This window comes from Pectobacterium sp. S5 (assembly GCF_051707265.1).
GTDB classification, from domain to species: Bacteria; Pseudomonadota; Gammaproteobacteria; order Enterobacterales; family Enterobacteriaceae; genus Pectobacterium; species Pectobacterium polare.
Genome location: NZ_JAULSZ010000001.1, coordinates 1,342,229 through 1,358,408, shown reverse-complemented (window position 1 = coordinate 1,358,408; position 16,180 = coordinate 1,342,229). Strand labels below are relative to the sequence as shown.

Sequence of the window (16,180 nt, the reverse complement as noted above, 5' to 3'; positions counted from 1 at the left end):
GCTGATTCTGGCTCAGGCGTTATCCGCCTTATCAAAGGGCGGATTGCCGCTCTCCCGCTACTGCCGTTGTTTTCTTCAGGAGAAAATATGTCGCGTAAAATAACCTTGGGTTTATTGATGTTGCTGTCCTGGCAAGCGCAGGCGGCCTACCAGTGCAACGTGAACCCGCAGGACGACATCATTATTAGTCCGCAACACGTACAGGTCGTGGGTGCCAGCGGCAACTTACAACTCTCCCCGCAGGGCGATATCGTCCGTAACGGTACGCCACTGACTCTGAATGCTGAACAGCGCCAGAAAGCCAAAGCCTATCAGGCGGATTTACGCCAGCAGTTGCCGTGGATCGACCAAGGCGCGCAACAGCATCTTGAAAAAGCGCGAGTCGCGCTGGATAACGTGATCGTGCAGGAGCTTGGCAGCGACAGCAATGTGCGCAATCGTCTGACTACGCTGGATAAACAGCTCAAGCAGCAAATGAACCGAATTATCGAACACCGCACCGATGGCCTGACGTTCCACCATCAGGCGATTAAGCAAGTTGAACAAGATGGCAAGCAGCTCGTGCAGCAAAGCATGGGCGGCGTCTTGCAAGACAGCCTGAACGAGATGGGCGTAAAACAGATGTCCAGCGGCGGCAACCCGCTACAGGCGATGATGGGCAACCTCGGCGGTTTGCAGAAAGCGATTCAGGCCGAGTGGAACAATCAGGAACTGGAGTTCCAGCGCTTCGGCAATGACGTCTGTAGCCGCGTCACATCGCTGGAAAACCAGCGCAAGAGTCTGTTGCAGACGCTGAAGTAAACTGACGTCGCTTAAGGAAACGGGCTGAGGCCCGTTTTTTGATCGTCCTTTTCCTCTCTTCCCCCTCTTCGTATTTTCCTTTTCGGTCTGACCTCTTTACCTGTAACCGAATGCCTCATGAAATTCATTGATTGTTACCTTCATGCGTTATGATTATTTGTACTAGTAACATAGAGTGACAATCACATTTGTGTTCGAACAGGGTGTCGTTAATGCTCTCGCTGCTAAAAAACAAGGATTGGAAAAACAAGGAAGTCCGCATCACGGTGACGTCGCGCGATTCCGGTATGAACGGTGGTCGTGATAGCGCGCCTTACCGTGTACTTGCGATGGGGTTACTGCTGTTTTGTCCTGTCACGTTATGGGGAGCAGATAATTTTCGGACGGCGGAGTATGAGCGGAACGGTGCCGCACTGGATTCGATCAACGCCGCAGAGGCCTACAGTCTCGGTTTCTCGGGGAAGGGCGTTGGCGTTGCGGTCATTGATGCGACCGGCGAACTGAGCGGTGATGAATTTGCCGGTCGGGTGGATTCGGGCGCTGGGTGGATCTCATCCCCGTGGGATGGCGCGTTTCATGGCTATGCGGTGGCGGGCGTCATTGGTGCGGCGAAAAACGATAGCGGTATTCACGGTATCGCCTATCAGGCGAACCTGCTGCCGTTAGGAACCACTTTTTCATCGAATACATTGGTTAATGCCCAGCTTAACGTGCTCGATCGCCCAGATATCAAGATCGTCAATAATAGCTGGGGATACCAAATATTTAACGACACGGTACAGACGTTCAGCGCCGATCGTCAGATTGAATTGCTGGACGGCATCATCAATAACAATATGGTGATTGGTACGGAGATGGCAAAGCAGGGTCAGTTAACGGTGTTTTCTGCCGGGAACGAAGGGCACCTGACGCCGTCGATTAATGCTGGGTTGCCAACGCTATTGGATGCCTATGGTATTGACAATACGATTGCCAATAACTGGCTCAGTGTTGTGGCTTACGATCCTTCTCAGCGCCCTTCCAGTGCGGCGTTTATTGCATCATTCAGTAACCTGGGATTTGGGGCGTCGGCTTATACGCTGCTTGCGCCGGGCGTGAATATTGTTTCTACCAGAGATGCGAACACCACCGACACATTCAGCGGCACGTCATTTTCGACACCTTACGTTTCGGGCGTTGCCGCGCTGGCGTCTGAGGCGTTTCCGTATCTGGACGGTAAGCAGCTAGCCGATATTCTTTTGTCCACGGCCACGCCGCTCACCGGTAGTAATACCCCGCGTGCGGTGTTGCTCATCCACAAGAATTACGATGACCATCAAAACCATCTCAGTAGCGAACTCAACGTTTATGCGACGGGTAATGCCGTGACGTTTAGCGATGAGGAAATGACCGTCTTTCTGGCGCGGGTCAGAGAGGATGCGTTCTTCGACAACCTCACGGATGAACAGGTGCGCAGCGCGATTCGTGCCCGCGCTAGCGCGCAAAATATCAATGTGCTCACGACGGATGATTACCAATCGCTATTTGGTCAGGGGATGGTGAATGCGTATAAAGCGGTGCAGGGGCCGGGCGCATTGAATGCCCAGAGGCTGAGCAATAGCGATCTCAGTAGTGGAACGTTTAACGGTAACTACGCGATCTACGGGGTTGATACGCAAGGATATTCCAGCACCTGGAGCAATGACATTGCACAGGTGAAAAATACGACCAGCAGCAGTTCCCTGTATCAATTGGATGTCGGTTTACGTAAGCAGGGCGCAGGAGCGCTTTATCTGACGGGCAATAACACCTATCTCGGGCCGACCATTGTCGAAGGCGGCAGCGTCATAGTGGGTAGAGTTGCGCAGGGGAGCGGCAGTCTGGCGGGGGATGTCTGGGTACAATCTACAGCCACGCTGGGCGGGCATGGCAAAATTGCCGGCACCGTCACGCTTGAGAACGGCTCCACGCTTTCACCCGGTGCATCCGTTGGTACATTAACGGTGGGCAATGTGGTGTTTCAATCCGGCAGTCTTTATCACTATGAGATTGATGAGCAGGGGAACGCCGATGGCCTGAATGTTACACAGGATGCGACGCTGGCGGGCACCGTGGTGCTGGATGCGCCTTCGCAGTCATTGGGCGATCGGTTTACCCTGTTGAATGTCGGTGGCACCCTGAGCGGCAGCTTTGATGGATTAACATCCAACTCAACCCAGCCTTTCCTGCAAGATACGCTGAGCTATGGCAACAAGCAGGCTTATCTGGACGTGGTGCGTAATAATCGCGCCTTTAATGACATTGCTACCAGTCTTAATCAACGCGCCGTTGCGCAGACGATCGAGAGCCAGAATAGTGGGCCGGTTTTCTCTGCTATCGCGAACAGCCGCAGTGAAGCGGCCGCGCGGGCGGCATTTGATAACCTCGACGGTGAGATCTACGCCGCCTCGCGTGCCGCATTGCTCCAACGTAGTCGGTACGTGCGGGACGAGATCAACAGTGCGCTGCACGATGAAAATGCACAATCGCTTTGGCTGAGTACGTGGGCGAACAATGGCCAGTTCGATGGGACCGCTGAATCCTCACGCGTTAATCACAGCGGCTATGGCTTCTTAATCGGTAACGGTAGCCCTGTCGGTGAAAGCAGCACGCTGGGTGTCGTCGTCGGTGCAGAGAAAAGCAAGATCAAAACCGATGCGCGTGCCGCCAGTAACGATGTGACGGCTTATCACGTTGGCAGCTATTGGGGAACGAGCTATAGCGGCATCGCATGGCGATCCGGTCTGGTCTACAGCTATCTGGATATGGGCAGTGAGCGAGACATTCAGGTGCCCGGACTCACGAGCCGCGCTCGGGCAGATTATCATGCGCACCTTTTTCAGGGATTTGCGGAAGGAAGTCATCGGTTTGCGTTCAATGACAGCCTAAGCGTCGAGCCTTATGGCAACCTCTCGTATGCCTGGCTCGATCTCGCAGGTGGACAGGAACACGGTAGCGCCGCCGCGCTGCGCTGGGAACGTCAGGACAGCGGGGCGGGATACTCAACGCTGGGCTTACGCGGTGAGGCGCGCTGGTCTTCACTCTCGCCTGTCCGGCTCTATGCCGATGCGGGCTATCAGCGACGCCTGACGCCGGACCGTAATCAAACGCGGCTGAGTTTTGTGCAAGGCGGCGATGCCTATACCGTCCACTCTGCCACTGACGATCGCGATGCGCTGCTCGTGCGGGCGGGCGTCACGTTGGCGATTAAGCAGAATGCGACGCTGTTGCTGGGCTACCAAGGCCTGGTGAGCGATAAAATGCGCGAAAACAGCGCCAAAATGCAGTTTGGACTCACATTCTGATACTTGAAAATTATCCCCCACGCGCGGGTAAAGCCGTGTGTGGGGCGTTTGGTACAGGGTTGTCGCCCGGTGAGATAATGCGTTGCCGATAGCCATACATTGTTAGCAGCCTATCGAAAAAAGTTCATTTTTGTGCCATGTCTGATTAACGATATCGACATGTTCCCCCGTCAATATTGTTCAATATTTATGCACTTCAGCATTCGCCTTCCGAATCGTATTAATGCCCCCTGTTTCTGGGAGATTTTTTATGATGCAGTTATCCAGACATCCGACCACGCTCTATCAGGCGATTGCCGCCCAGCTAGAAGAAGAGCTACGCGAACGCTACAAATGTGGCGACTATCTCCCTTCTGAAAAGCAACTGGCGACGCACTACGCCGTTAATCGCCATACGTTACGCCGCGCCGTGGATGATTTGGTGAAAAAGGGGTTGGTTCAACGCCGTCACGGCGTGGGGATCTTGGTGCTTATGCGGCCTTATGATTACCCGCTGCATGCACAGGCCCACTTTAGCCAGAACCTGTTGGATCAAGGCAGTAATCCCTCCAGCGAGCGACTTCTGGCCATGCTGAGTCCGGCCAGTCAGGAGATTGCCACCACGCTGGGCTGTGGCGAAGGCGACAATGTCATCCATTTACGTACGCTGCGTCGGGTGAACGGCATTCCTGTCTGTGTCATTAACCATTTCCTGCCCAATCTTTCCTGGTGGCCGCACCTACAGCAGTTCAATAGCGGCTCGCTGCACGACTTTATTACCGAGCGACTGAATCAGACGCTGGTTCGCATGCAAACGCGCATCAGTACGCGTCTGGCTCAGGCTAAAGAGAGTCGGCTATTGGAAATTGACGCACAGGCACCGCTGCTGTGTTTGCGCACGCTGAATAAAACCGCAAACGGTGAGATCGCCGAGTACTCCGTCAGCCTGACGCGCGGCGATATGATCGAACTGACGCTGGAGCACTAGATGGATACGCTAATACGCCGTCAACGCTGGCTTTCGGTGCTGGCATTCAGCCCGGTTGCCGAGCTGGAAAAGCGCTGGCACGCGCTCAATTTACACCCGCAGTACGCCCTGCTGCGCGCCGCCGAAATTGGCCTGACTCGCCTACAGGCGAGAATGGGGGGAACGGGCAAACGCTTTGTGCTGGGAGATATGACGATGACGCGTGCCGTGGTGCGTCTGGCAGACGGTACGTGCGGGTACAGCTATGTGGCCGGTCGCGATAAAGCCCATGCCGAGCGCTGTGCCGTGATTGATGCTCTGTTACAACAGCCGGAAAACCACGATCGGTTACAGGAGCATCTCATTGAGCCTCTGGCGGCGCAGCGTGCCGAGCTGTGTGAACAGCGCGCGCGTGAAATTGCCAGTAGCAAGGTCGATTTCTTCACGTTGGTTCGCGGAGATAACTGATGTCTATACAGACGAGCTTTGCGCAGCCAGTGGCTGACGCGCAGTGTGCTTTTCGGCGCATCCTCAAAGCCGTAAGCGAACCGGGCGTAACGGTGACCTTACCGTTACAGCAAGGCTGGGGGGGGCTTTCTCCCGCTTCGACGGCGGTGATGCTGACGCTGGTCGATCGCGATACGCCGCTCTGGCTGGATGAGGCATTGGATGATGAAGCCCTCCGTAGCAATCTGCGTTTTCATACCGGTGCGATATTGACCCGCGATGAATCGGCGGCCTTCGCCTTGCTTCACGTTTCGTCAGCCACAGCCATCGCGCTGTCGCGGTTTTCTGCCGGTGACGTCATGTCGCCGGAAAAAAGTACCACGGTCATCATCGAAGTTAGTTCTCTTACTGGCGGCACGCCGCTGCGCCTGAGCGGGCCGGGGTTGGAAACCTCACGCGTCGTTGATCCGCAGCTGTCGCCGGACATCGTGCGCTATCTCTGTCACCGTCCCGATCCCTTTCCGCAAGGTATCGATCTGATGTTCACCTGTGCCGATGCCCTGATGGCATTACCGCGCACCACCCACGTGGAGGTTTGCTGATGTATGTCGCCGTGAAAGGGGGAGAGAAAGCGATCGAGAATGCCCATCGCTTACAGGAAGATCTGCGCCGTGGGGATCGTGACATCCCGGAAATTGACTACCAGCAGGTCGAACAGCAGCTCGGGCTGGCGGTCGATCGCGTGATGACAGAAGGCGGAATTTACGATCGTGAACTGGCAGCGCTGGCGATCAAGCAGGCCAGTGGCGATGTGGTGGAAGCTATTTTTCTGCTGCGCGCGTATCGCACAACGCTGCCACGTCTGGCGGACAGCCTGCCACTAATAACGGCAAACATGCGGATTGAGCGACGCATTTCGGCGGTCTACAAAGATGTGCCGGGCGGCCAGGTTCTCGGCCCTACCTACGATTACACTCACCGTTTGCTGGATTTCACGCTGCTTGCCAACGGTGACACACCTGCACCGTCCGTGGCGGATACACCGCTGGAAGCAACGTGCCCGCTGATATTTGATCTGATGACCCGCGAAGGCTTTGCCGTCAGGGAAGAGGATGACGGCAGCGAACCGTGCGATATCACCCGCGACCCGCCGAGTTATCCCGCCCCGCGTTCGGCACGTCTGCAACAGCTAGTGCGGGGGGATGAAGGCTTTCTGCTGGCGTTGAGCTACTCGACACAGCGTGGCTATGGCCGCACTCATCCCTTTGCCGGAGAGATCCGTACCGGCTTTGTCACGGTAGAAATTGTGCCGGAGGAGCTGGGCTTTCCGCTGGAAATCGGAGAAATCCTGCTGACCGAATGTGAAATGGTCAACGGGTTTACCGACAGGGATGAGGAAGCGCCGCACTTTACCCGAGGCTACGGATTAGTGTTTGGGCGAGCGGAGCGTAAAGCGATGTCGATGGCTCTGGTGGATCGCGCGCTGCAAACCGCAGAGCATCACGAACGGGTGACCAGCCCGGCGCAAGACGAAGAGTTTGTGCTGTCGCATGCGGATAACGTCGAAGCGGCGGGGTTTGTCTCTCACCTCAAATTGCCCCATTACGTCGATTTTCAGGCCGAGCTGGAGTTATTGAAACGTCTGCGTCAGGAATATCTGGAGGGCAAAAATGCATGAGTTAAGCGGCTATAACCCTGGCTATCTTGATGAACAAACCAAACGCACGATCCGGCGCGCTATTTTGAAGGCAGTGGCGATTCCCGGCTATCAGGTGCCGTTTGGCGGACGGGAAATGCCGATGCCCTACGGCTGGGGCACCGGCGGCATTCAGCTCACCGCCAGCCTGATTGGCGAAAACGATGTGCTGAAAGTGATTGATCAGGGCGCGGACGACACGACCAATGCCATCTCTATTCGGCGTTTCTTCCAGCGCGTGAGCGGGGCGGTGACCACCGAACGCACCGTCGAGGCTACGCTGATTCAGACGCGCCACCGCATTCCTGAAACGCCGCTGAAAGAAGATCAGATCCTGATCTATCAGGTGCCGATCCCCGATCCGCTGCGCTTTATTGAACCGCGTGAGGTCGAAACGCGCAAAATGCATGCGCTGGAAGAGTACGGCATCATGCAGGTGAAATTGTACGAAGATATCGCCCGCTATGGTCATATTGCGACAACCTATGCGTATCCGGTGAAGGTGAACGATCGCTATGTGATGGACCCTTCGCCCATCCCCAAGTTTGATAACCCCAAAATGCACCGGATGCCCGCGCTGCAACTGTTTGGCGCAGGCAGAGAAAAACGCATTTACGCCTTGCCTCCCTACTGTGACGTGAAAAGTCTGGATTTTGACGATCACCCGTTCTGCGTTCAACGCTGGGATCAGCCCTGTGCGCTGTGCGGTTCGCATGACAGCTACCTTGATGAAATCGTGATAGATGATGAAGGATCGCGTCTGTTTGTCTGCTCCGATACCGACTATTGCCGTCAGCAGCAGGAGAAACAAAGCCATGAATCGCAGTGAACAGCCGCTGCTTGCGGTCAATAACCTGACGCACCTTTATGCTCCGGAAAAGGGTTTTGAAGAGGTCTCTTTCGAGCTTTTTCCCGGGGAAGTGCTGGGGATCGTCGGCGAGTCGGGTTCGGGAAAAACCACGCTATTACAGGCTATCTCGGCACGGTTAACGCCCCAGCAGGGAACGATTGACTATCAGGGGCGCGATTTATATCGCCTGAGCGAAAGTGAACGGCGACGTCTGCTGCGTACCGAGTGGGGCGTGGTGCATCAGTATCCGCTTGATGGCCTGCGCCCGCAGGTCTCGGCTGGCGGCAATATCGGTGAACGGCTGATGGCCGCCGGGCAGCGCCACTACGGTGAGATTCGCCAGCAGGCAAGCCAGTGGTTACAGGACGTTGAGATCCCGGTCGCGCGTATTGACGATCTGCCCACCACCTTTTCTGGCGGTATGCAGCAGCGCCTGCAAATTGCCCGCAGTCTGGTGACACGCCCTAAATTGGTCTTCATGGACGAACCGACTGGCGGCCTTGATGTTTCCGTACAGGCTCGCCTGCTGGATCTCTTACGTACTCTGGTGCGTGAACTGAATCTGGCGGTGGTGATCGTGACGCATGATTTGGGCGTCGCGCGGATGCTGGCTCACCACCTAATCGTGATGAAACAAGGGCGGGTTGTCGAAAGCGGCCTGATTGACCGCGTGCTGGACGATCCCAGACACCCTTATACGCAACTGCTGGTTTCGTCAGTCCTGAGCTGATGGAAGCCGCGCAAATCCCGCGCTAGTGCGGGTGAACCAGGTTGTAACCAATCGGAACACGCCATGAACACACAGCTTCGCGTTGAGCATGTTTATAAAGTCTTCGTGTTACACAATCAGCACGGTGCTGCGTTGCCCGTGTTGCATGACGCCAATTTTGAAGTCAAAGCAGGGGAGTGCGTGGTGCTGGATGGTCATTCCGGCAGCGGTAAATCCACGCTGCTCCGTTCGCTGTATGCCAACTACCAGCCTAACAGCGGCCATATCTGGGTAAAGCATCACCATCACTGGGTCGATCTGGTGAACGCTCCGTCACGGCAAATTCTTGCCATTCGCCGCGATACGATTGGCTGGGTCAGCCAATTTTTACGGGTGATTCCCCGCGTCTCCACGCTGGATGTCGTCATTCAGCCCCTGCTGGAGCGCGATATGGCGCGCGCTGAGTGTGAGGATCGCGCCAGACAGTTGCTCGCCCGGCTCAACGTACCAGAACGACTCTGGTCGCTACCGCCATCGACCTTTTCTGGGGGAGAACAGCAGCGGGTGAATATCGCCCGAGGGTTTATCGCCGATTACCCGATTCTCCTGCTGGATGAACCCACCGCGTCGCTGGACAGCGGCAATAGCAACGTAGTGGTTCAACTGATTGAAGAAGCCCGTGAGGGCGGGGCGGCGATTGTCGGTATTTTTCATGACGGTGCGGTGCGTAACCGGCTCGCCACGCATTTACACGCTATGCAACCTTATCCCGGGGTGCAGCAACATGATTATCAATAATGCCCATTTGGTATTGGAAAATGAAGTGGTTTACGGATCGCTAGACGTGCAAAACGGCGTCATTGCTCACGTCAGCAGCGCATGTAGCCAGCAGCCGGGGGCTTTTGATGGCGAAGGGGGATTCCTGCTGCCGGGGCTGGTGGAGCTGCATACCGATAATCTCGATAAATTTTTTACCCCGCGGCCAAAAGTGGATTGGCCAGCCTACTCGGCCATGAGCAGCCACGATGCGCTGATGGTTGCGAATGGTATCACCACCGTGCTGGATGCGATTGCCGTGGGCGATGTGCGGGACGGCGGTCATCGCTTCGATAACCTCAATAAAATGGTTGAGGCGATCCGTCAGGGACAGGAAAAAGGACTAAATCGCGCCGAACACTGGCTGCACCTACGCTGCGAACTGCCGTATGACGCCACGGTGCCGCTGTTTGAACAACTGATGAATACCCCCGACCTGCTGCTGGTGTCATTGATGGATCACTCGCCCGGCCAGCGTCAGTACACATCGTTGCAGAAATACCGCGAGTATTTTCAGGGAAAATATCATCTCAGTAACCTACAGATGGACGCGTTTGAAGAAGAACAGAGGGGGTTGGCCGCTTGCTGGTCTCAGCCCAATCGGCTGGCGATCGCGGCACTCTGCCGTAAAAAAGGGATCGCATTAGCCAGCCATGACGATGCCACGGTAGAACACGTTAACGAATCCCTTCAGGTGGGCTGTGCGATTGCTGAATTTCCCACTACCGAGGCGGCAGCGAGATACTCACACGACCGAGGGTTGCTGGTGTTGATGGGCGCACCCAACGTGGTACGCGGCGGCTCGCATTCGGGCAACGTCTCCGCCAGCCAACTGGCGCAGCAGGGCTTATTGGATATTCTCTCTTCTGATTATTACCCCGCTAGCCTGCTTGATGCCGCATTTCGTCTGGCACAGGATGAGAGCAATCCTTATGACCTGCCGCGTGCTATCACCTTGCTGACGCGCAATCCCGCCCGCGCTATTGGATTACACGATCGCGGTGTGATTGCTGAAGGAGGGCGTGCCGATCTGGTTCTGGCTCATACGCTTCACGGCCATGTTCATATTCGTCATGTGTGGGCAAAAGGGCAGAAGGTGTACTAATCGATTGATTGGCTTATTAGCGGATTTTGGCGCGGCTAAGGATAGCCTCACAAATCGTTTCAATTGGTCATTATTTAATCATTTGTTATTCATTAAACCATCACGCCATCTGTTCTTAATGAGGGGGCTACCTCACCACAGTGGATATCAAGATGGCACAGGCACAATTGAAATCTGGCCTCGAATTCAATACGCAGTTGCAACCCGTTCGGTCGCAAAAGGTGCTGTCCGTTCGTGGCGTGGGGAAAGCGTGGTCTTCACAACACCGAGTGCTAGACGACGTTAACTTCGAGCTGCACACGGGAGAATTCGTTGCCGTCATTGGCCGCTCCGGGGCGGGAAAATCGACGCTGCTGCATCTGTTAAACGGCACGGTTTCAGCCTCTGGCGGTGAAATCATCAATTACAGCGGTGAGCAGCCACAGGATATTATCAAGCTAAGCTCGCGCCAGATTCGCCAATGGCGCGCCCATTGCGGCATGATTTTTCAGGATTTCTGTCTGGTGCCGCGGCTGGATGTCCTCACCAACGTCTTGCTGGGCCGCCTTAGCCAAACCTCCACGCTCAAGTCACTCTTTCGTGTGTTTTCCGACGAAGACCGCGCTCGCGCCATCGAGTTGTTGCAATGGTTAAACATGCTGCCACAGGCGTTACAACGCGCGGAAAACCTCTCAGGCGGCCAGATGCAGCGTGTCGCTATCTGTCGGGCCCTTATGCAGCAGCCCAGAATTTTATTGGCCGATGAACCGGTCGCGTCGCTCGATCCCAAAAATACCCGCCGCATCATGGATGTCTTGCGGGAAGTGAGTCAGCAGGGGATTAGCGTGATGGTTAACCTGCACTCGGTGGATCTGGTGAAGCATTACTGCACGCGGGTTATCGGGATCGCCCAAGGGCGCATTGTTTTTGACGGGCATCCAACGCAATTGGATGAGCCGCTGCTTCATACGCTGTATGGCGATGAACTGAACGCACATTAATGCGATATGCGTTTAACACGATGGCCTTTGACACGAGAACAGGTGATAACAATGAGAAAGATCTTTGGTTTGGCGATGATGTTGACCAGCTCACTGACCGTCTTCAGCGCGGCGGCGGCGGGGATGCCCAAGGAGTTGAATTTGGGTATTTTGGGCGGACAAAATGCGACACAGCAGATCGGTGATAACCAGTGCGTCAAACAGTTCCTTGATAAAGAGCTGGGGGTTGAGACCCGGTTGCGTAACGCTTCGGATTACTCCGGCGTCATTCAGGGATTGCTGGGGGGAAAAGTCGATCTGGTTCTGAGCATGTCGCCGTCGTCTTTTGCCTCCGTTTATCTGAAAGATCCTAACGCGGTAGATATTGTTGGTATCGCCGTTGACGATAAGGATCAGTCACGCGGCTACCACTCCGTCGTGGTGGTCAAAGCCGACAGTCCATACAAAAAGCTGGAAGACCTGAAAGGGAAATCTTTTGGTTTTGCCGATCCCGATTCCACCTCCGGTTTTCTGGTGCCTAATCAGATTTTTAAACAGAAATTTGGCGGGAATAACGATAACAAATACAACAATTTCTTTTCCAGCGTGACGTTTTCTGGCGGCCATGAGCAAGACATTCTGGGCGTACTGAACGGTCAATTTGACGGTGCTGTTGCCTGGACATCAATGGTGGGCGATTACAACTCGGGCTATACCTCCGGCGCTTTTACCCGCCTGATCCGCATGGATCACCCGAATCTGATGCAGCAGATCCGAATTATCTGGCAATCCCCGATCATCCCTAACGGCCCGATTCTGGTCAGCAATAAGCTACCTGCTGATTTCAAGCAGAAGGTCATTACTGCGGTGATGAAGTTGGATAAAGAACAGCATGAATGCTTTACCAAGGCGATGGGCGGGACTCAGCATATCGGCCCGGCAAGCCTGAATGACTACAAACACATCATCGATATGAAACGCGAACTGACGCAGGGCAATCGCTGATTGAGAGCAGGCGCGTCGCCATTCCCTCACGCCCGTTCGGACGCGACATCGAACGGGCACTACCATTGGCAGTCCGCGAAGCAAAGTCAGGGCATACGGTATTGCCCGGTAAACAGGACACTGCGTTGAATAATGACTTTGAGCAATATTATCAACAGATTAAAGGGCGACAGAAGCGTGAGGCGCTGCTGTGGTCTTTACTGCTGGCCTGCCTGTTTCTGGGGGCGGGCAAGGTCGCCGAATTCAGCCCCGCGACCATTTGGTCTTCTCTGCCAAGTTTTTTCAGCTACTTGCGCGATACGCTGCCTGTGCTGCACTGGCAGCAGCTTCTGGCGAATGCTCACACCGAAGGCTCTCTGGCTTATTGGGGATATCGCCTGCCGATACAGCTGCCGCTGATCTGGGAAACGCTGCAAATGGCGCTGGCTTCCACGATCGTTGCGGTGGCGGTTGCCACGATGCTGGCATTTTGTGCCGCCGCGAATACGCAAAGTTCGATGCTGCTGCGTGTGACTATCCGCGCACTGGTGGCGTTTTTACGCACCATGCCGGAGCTGGGTTGGGCGGTTATGTTTGTCATGGCGTTTGGCATTGGTGCCATGCCTGGCTTTATTGCGCTGGCGCTGCACACCGTCGGCAGCTTAACCAAACTGTTTTATGAGTCTTTGGAAAGTGCTTCCGATCGGCCAGTACGCGGTCTGGCAAGCTGTGGTGCCAACAAGCTCCAGATTATGCGTTTCGCCTTCTGGCCGCAGGTAAAGCCGATTTTTCTCTCCTACAGCTTTATGCGCATGGAGATTAATTTCCGTTCCTCCACCATTCTTGGTCTGGTCGGCGCGGGCGGTATCGGCCAGGAACTGATGACCAACATTAAGCTCGATCGCTACGATCAGGTGAGCATGACCTTATTGCTGATTCTCGTTGTGGTCTCGCTGCTGGATGGTTTATCCGGCTATTTACGTCGCCGCGTGGTAGAAGGACAGTGATATGAAAACTGTGACGTCGCCTGATGTCGAACAATTGAAAAAGCAGCATCCCGACCTGTTTCGCATACAGTCGCGCTATCTACGCCGAGTTATGCTGCTGGCGCTGGTGGTCACGCTGTATTACCTGTTCTTTTTCCAGACCTTTGGCATCAGTTGGCAGCAGTGGGTCAATGGCTCGGCGCAGCTGGGGAGCTATTTTTTACGCATGTTTGTCTGGCATGACTTTCTCAATTGGCCCTTTAGTTACTACCTGTCGCAAATTGCCATCACGCTGTCAATCGTGTTTGCGGGAACGGTAACGGCGACCTGTATCGCACTGTTACTCTCCTTCTTTGCGGCGCGTAACATCATGCAGCGCCGCGGATTACGGCCGATTGCGTTGTTGGTGCGATGCCTGTTGGACATGATGCGCGGTATTGATATGGCGATTTGGGGGCTGATATTCGTGCGTGCCGTCGGACTGGGACCGCTGGCGGGGCTGTTGGCTATCGTGATGCAGGATATTGGCCTGCTCGGCAAGCTCTACGCCGAAGGGCACGAAGCCGTCGAACGTTCGCCCGGACGAGGCCTGAGCGCATTAGGTGCCAATGCGTTGCAAAAACACCGCTTTGGTATCTTCACGCAGTCGTTCCCCATCATTCTGGCGCTCAGTCTCTACCAGATTGAATCGAATACCCGCTCTGCCGCTGTATTAGGGTTTGTCGGCGCGGGAGGTATCGGGTTGGTTTATGCAGAGAACATGCGCTTATGGAACTGGGATGTGGTGATGTTTATCACCCTGATTTTAGTCGCGATAGTGATGGTTATGGATGGAATATCATCGTGGCTGCGTAGGCGCTATATCACGGGCAAAGATATTCCGCTGTTTCAGCCCAAAAACAGCGAAGCCCATAATTAAGTGTCTGCTCTTCTCCAGTGAAGCCGCCTCTTATACACAGTTAATGTAGGGTGCAAACGGGGTTGGCCGTTATCCGGCGTAAGAAATTATGCAGCGGTGGGCATGACCGCCGAGTGAGCGGCATGGATGCCGCGAAAGCTAGTGCCGCGTCGGGAACGCGTCACTGGCGGCTCGTCTAGCGGTCATGAACACCGATGGCATCGCGCAGCGACATAATTTAGCCGGAAAGCCTGGGTTCTCAGGGCGGCGGCGACTGAGCGCCCTGAGTCGGGCGCGTGCTGCGACGTAGCATGAAAATGGCGGTATTGTGGCGCACGAAACAGCCCCCGCATCTGCATAAAAATGTGACTAAGAAGTTATTTATGAAGGGGAAGGTTCGGGGCCCATGTAAGCCCCGAATTTGGCGCTTACGGTGCCGGGAACGTGAAACGGCGGTGGATGGCTTCCAGTTCGTCAAGGATCTCACCGTCCAGCGTCAGGTTCTGGCTGTCGAGGTTGATTTGCAGCTGTTCCAGTGTCGTCGCGCCCAGCAGCGTACTGGCGACGAACTGCTGCTGGCGCACAAACGCCAATGCCATTTGCGCCGGATCCAGACCGTGCTTTTGCGCCAGCGCGACGTACTCAGCAACTGCTGCCTGAGCCTGCGGGCCGGTATAGCGGGTGAAGCGGCTAAACAACGTGTTACGTGCGTTAGCAGGTTTCGCGCCGTTCAGGTATTTCCCCGTCAGCGTACCGAACGCCAGTGACGAATAGGCGAGAAGTTCTACGCCTTCATGCTGGCTGATTTCCGCCAAGCCGACTTCAAAACTGCGGTTCAGCAGGCTGTAGGGGTTTTGAATCGACACGATACGCGGCAGGTCGTGCTTTTCCGCCAGATGCAGATAGCGCATCACGCCCCACGGGGTTTCGTTGGAGACGCCGACATAGCGGATCTTACCGGCACGCACCTGCTCATTCAGCGCTTCCAGGGTTTCCAGCAGCGTTACTACCGATTTGTCGTCAGTATATTGCGGTTTGTCATCCGTATACTGATAGTTCAGCTTGCCAAAGCAGTTGGTCTGGCGCTGTGGCCAATGCAGTTGATAAAGATCGATATAGTCGGTGTTCAGGCGTTGCAGGCTGGCATCCAGCGCGGCACGGATGTTTTTTCTGTCCAATGCTTGCTGTGGCCGGATGCTGTGATCGTTTCCACGCACGGGGCCGGAGACTTTACTGGCCACAATCAATTTTTCACGTCCGCCACGGGATTTCAGCCAGGAACCGATATAGCTCTCGGTTAGCCCCTGTGTTTCCGGGCGTGGAGGAACGGCGTACATTTCTGCTGTGTCAATCAGGTTAACACCTGCGGCAATGGCGTGATCTAACTGGGCATGAGCGTCTGCTTCGCTGTTCTGTTCGCCAAAGGTCATCGTACCAAGACCCAGTACGCTCACTTCTAAAGAACTATGGGGAATACGGTGATATTGCATTGCCAGCTTCCTTATGTCTGAAAATAGCAGGCGCATTTCCCGTCATTTCCGCATGATTTGCTGCGATTCCAATGAGTTTGGGAAAACACACCTGAATTCGACTATAAACGAAGCCGTGGCGAGTGGGGAAGTCTCTTCTGTTGCTCTTCAGCATGATTTTGCCGAAGAGC

15 protein-coding genes are annotated in these 16,180 nt (G+C 55.0%); 14 read left to right on the top strand and 1 reads right to left on the bottom strand.

Annotated features, from left to right (window positions below):
- The first annotated feature begins 87 nt into the window (after positions 1-87).
- The 14 genes from QWJ20_RS06060 to phnE (QWJ20_RS05995) all read left to right on the top strand — a co-directional run bounded on the left by QWJ20_RS06060 (position 88) and on the right by phnE (QWJ20_RS05995) (position 14,541).
- Positions 88-801 (top strand): DUF2884 domain-containing protein, encoded by a 714-nt coding sequence (locus QWJ20_RS06060; RefSeq protein ID WP_010282855.1) that lies wholly within the window; start codon positions 88-90, stop codon positions 799-801.
- A 212-nt stretch (positions 802-1,013) separates the two neighbouring features.
- Positions 1,014-4,124 carry an autotransporter domain-containing protein gene (locus QWJ20_RS06055; RefSeq protein WP_433992080.1) on the top strand — a complete coding sequence of 1,037 codons (3,111 nt, stop codon included), beginning with the start codon at positions 1,014-1,016 and terminating at the stop codon, positions 4,122-4,124.
- 253 nt (positions 4,125-4,377) lie between these two features.
- Positions 4,378-5,091 carry a phosphonate metabolism transcriptional regulator PhnF gene (gene phnF / locus QWJ20_RS06050; protein WP_433992391.1) on the top strand — a complete coding sequence of 238 codons (714 nt, stop codon included), beginning with the start codon at positions 4,378-4,380 and terminating at the stop codon, positions 5,089-5,091.
- Positions 5,092-5,538, top strand: a complete 447-nt coding sequence (gene phnG, locus QWJ20_RS06045; protein WP_433992079.1) for a phosphonate C-P lyase system protein PhnG — start codon at positions 5,092-5,094, stop codon at positions 5,536-5,538. It begins immediately after the preceding gene.
- On the top strand, positions 5,538-6,119 hold the full coding sequence (gene phnH / locus QWJ20_RS06040; protein ID WP_433992078.1) for a phosphonate C-P lyase system protein PhnH: 582 nt from the start codon (positions 5,538-5,540) through the stop codon (positions 6,117-6,119). Before phnG ends, phnH begins: the two co-directional genes overlap by 1 nt.
- Positions 6,119-7,195: a carbon-phosphorus lyase complex subunit PhnI gene (locus QWJ20_RS06035; RefSeq protein ID WP_433992077.1), complete on the top strand. Its 1,077-nt coding sequence runs from the start codon at positions 6,119-6,121 to the stop codon at positions 7,193-7,195. The genes phnH and QWJ20_RS06035 overlap by 1 nt, the downstream gene beginning before the upstream one ends.
- Entirely contained in the window at positions 7,188-8,042 is an 855-nt protein-coding gene (locus tag QWJ20_RS06030) for an alpha-D-ribose 1-methylphosphonate 5-phosphate C-P-lyase PhnJ (RefSeq protein ID WP_433992076.1), read from the top strand. The genes QWJ20_RS06035 and QWJ20_RS06030 overlap by 8 nt, the downstream gene beginning before the upstream one ends.
- A complete protein-coding gene (phnK, locus tag QWJ20_RS06025; protein WP_095993847.1) occupies positions 8,029-8,793 on the top strand; it encodes a phosphonate C-P lyase system protein PhnK in 765 nt (254 codons plus the stop codon). Before QWJ20_RS06030 ends, phnK begins: the two co-directional genes overlap by 14 nt.
- 63 nt (positions 8,794-8,856) lie before the next feature.
- Positions 8,857-9,570, top strand: coding sequence for a phosphonate C-P lyase system protein PhnL (gene phnL, locus QWJ20_RS06020; protein WP_433992075.1), 714 nt, complete (start codon positions 8,857-8,859; stop codon positions 9,568-9,570).
- The gene (phnM, locus tag QWJ20_RS06015) at positions 9,557-10,693 is read left to right on the top strand and encodes an alpha-D-ribose 1-methylphosphonate 5-triphosphate diphosphatase (RefSeq protein WP_433992074.1); all 1,137 of its coding nucleotides are present in this window, start codon (positions 9,557-9,559) and stop codon (positions 10,691-10,693) included. Before phnL ends, phnM begins: the two co-directional genes overlap by 14 nt.
- 152 nt (positions 10,694-10,845) lie before the next feature.
- Positions 10,846-11,673 (top strand): phosphonate ABC transporter ATP-binding protein, encoded by an 828-nt coding sequence (gene phnC / locus QWJ20_RS06010; protein ID WP_433992073.1) that lies wholly within the window; start codon positions 10,846-10,848, stop codon positions 11,671-11,673.
- A 51-nt stretch (positions 11,674-11,724) separates the two neighbouring features.
- Complete coding sequence (gene phnD, locus QWJ20_RS06005) at positions 11,725-12,657, top strand: phosphonate ABC transporter substrate-binding protein (RefSeq protein WP_174871994.1); 933 nt, start codon at positions 11,725-11,727, stop codon at positions 12,655-12,657.
- A 125-nt stretch (positions 12,658-12,782) separates the two neighbouring features.
- Positions 12,783-13,643 carry a phosphonate ABC transporter, permease protein PhnE gene (phnE, locus tag QWJ20_RS06000; RefSeq protein WP_095993852.1) on the top strand — a complete coding sequence of 287 codons (861 nt, stop codon included), beginning with the start codon at positions 12,783-12,785 and terminating at the stop codon, positions 13,641-13,643.
- 1 nt (position 13,644) lies between these two features.
- On the top strand, positions 13,645-14,541 hold the full coding sequence (gene phnE / locus QWJ20_RS05995) for a phosphonate ABC transporter, permease protein PhnE (RefSeq protein ID WP_433992072.1): 897 nt from the start codon (positions 13,645-13,647) through the stop codon (positions 14,539-14,541).
- A 407-nt stretch (positions 14,542-14,948) separates the two neighbouring features.
- On the opposite strand, the gene QWJ20_RS05990 is transcribed toward phnE (QWJ20_RS05995), so the two are convergent.
- Entirely contained in the window at positions 14,949-16,010 is a 1,062-nt protein-coding gene (locus QWJ20_RS05990; RefSeq protein WP_433992071.1) for an NADP(H)-dependent aldo-keto reductase, read from the bottom strand.
- Positions 16,011-16,180 lie beyond the last annotated feature (170 nt).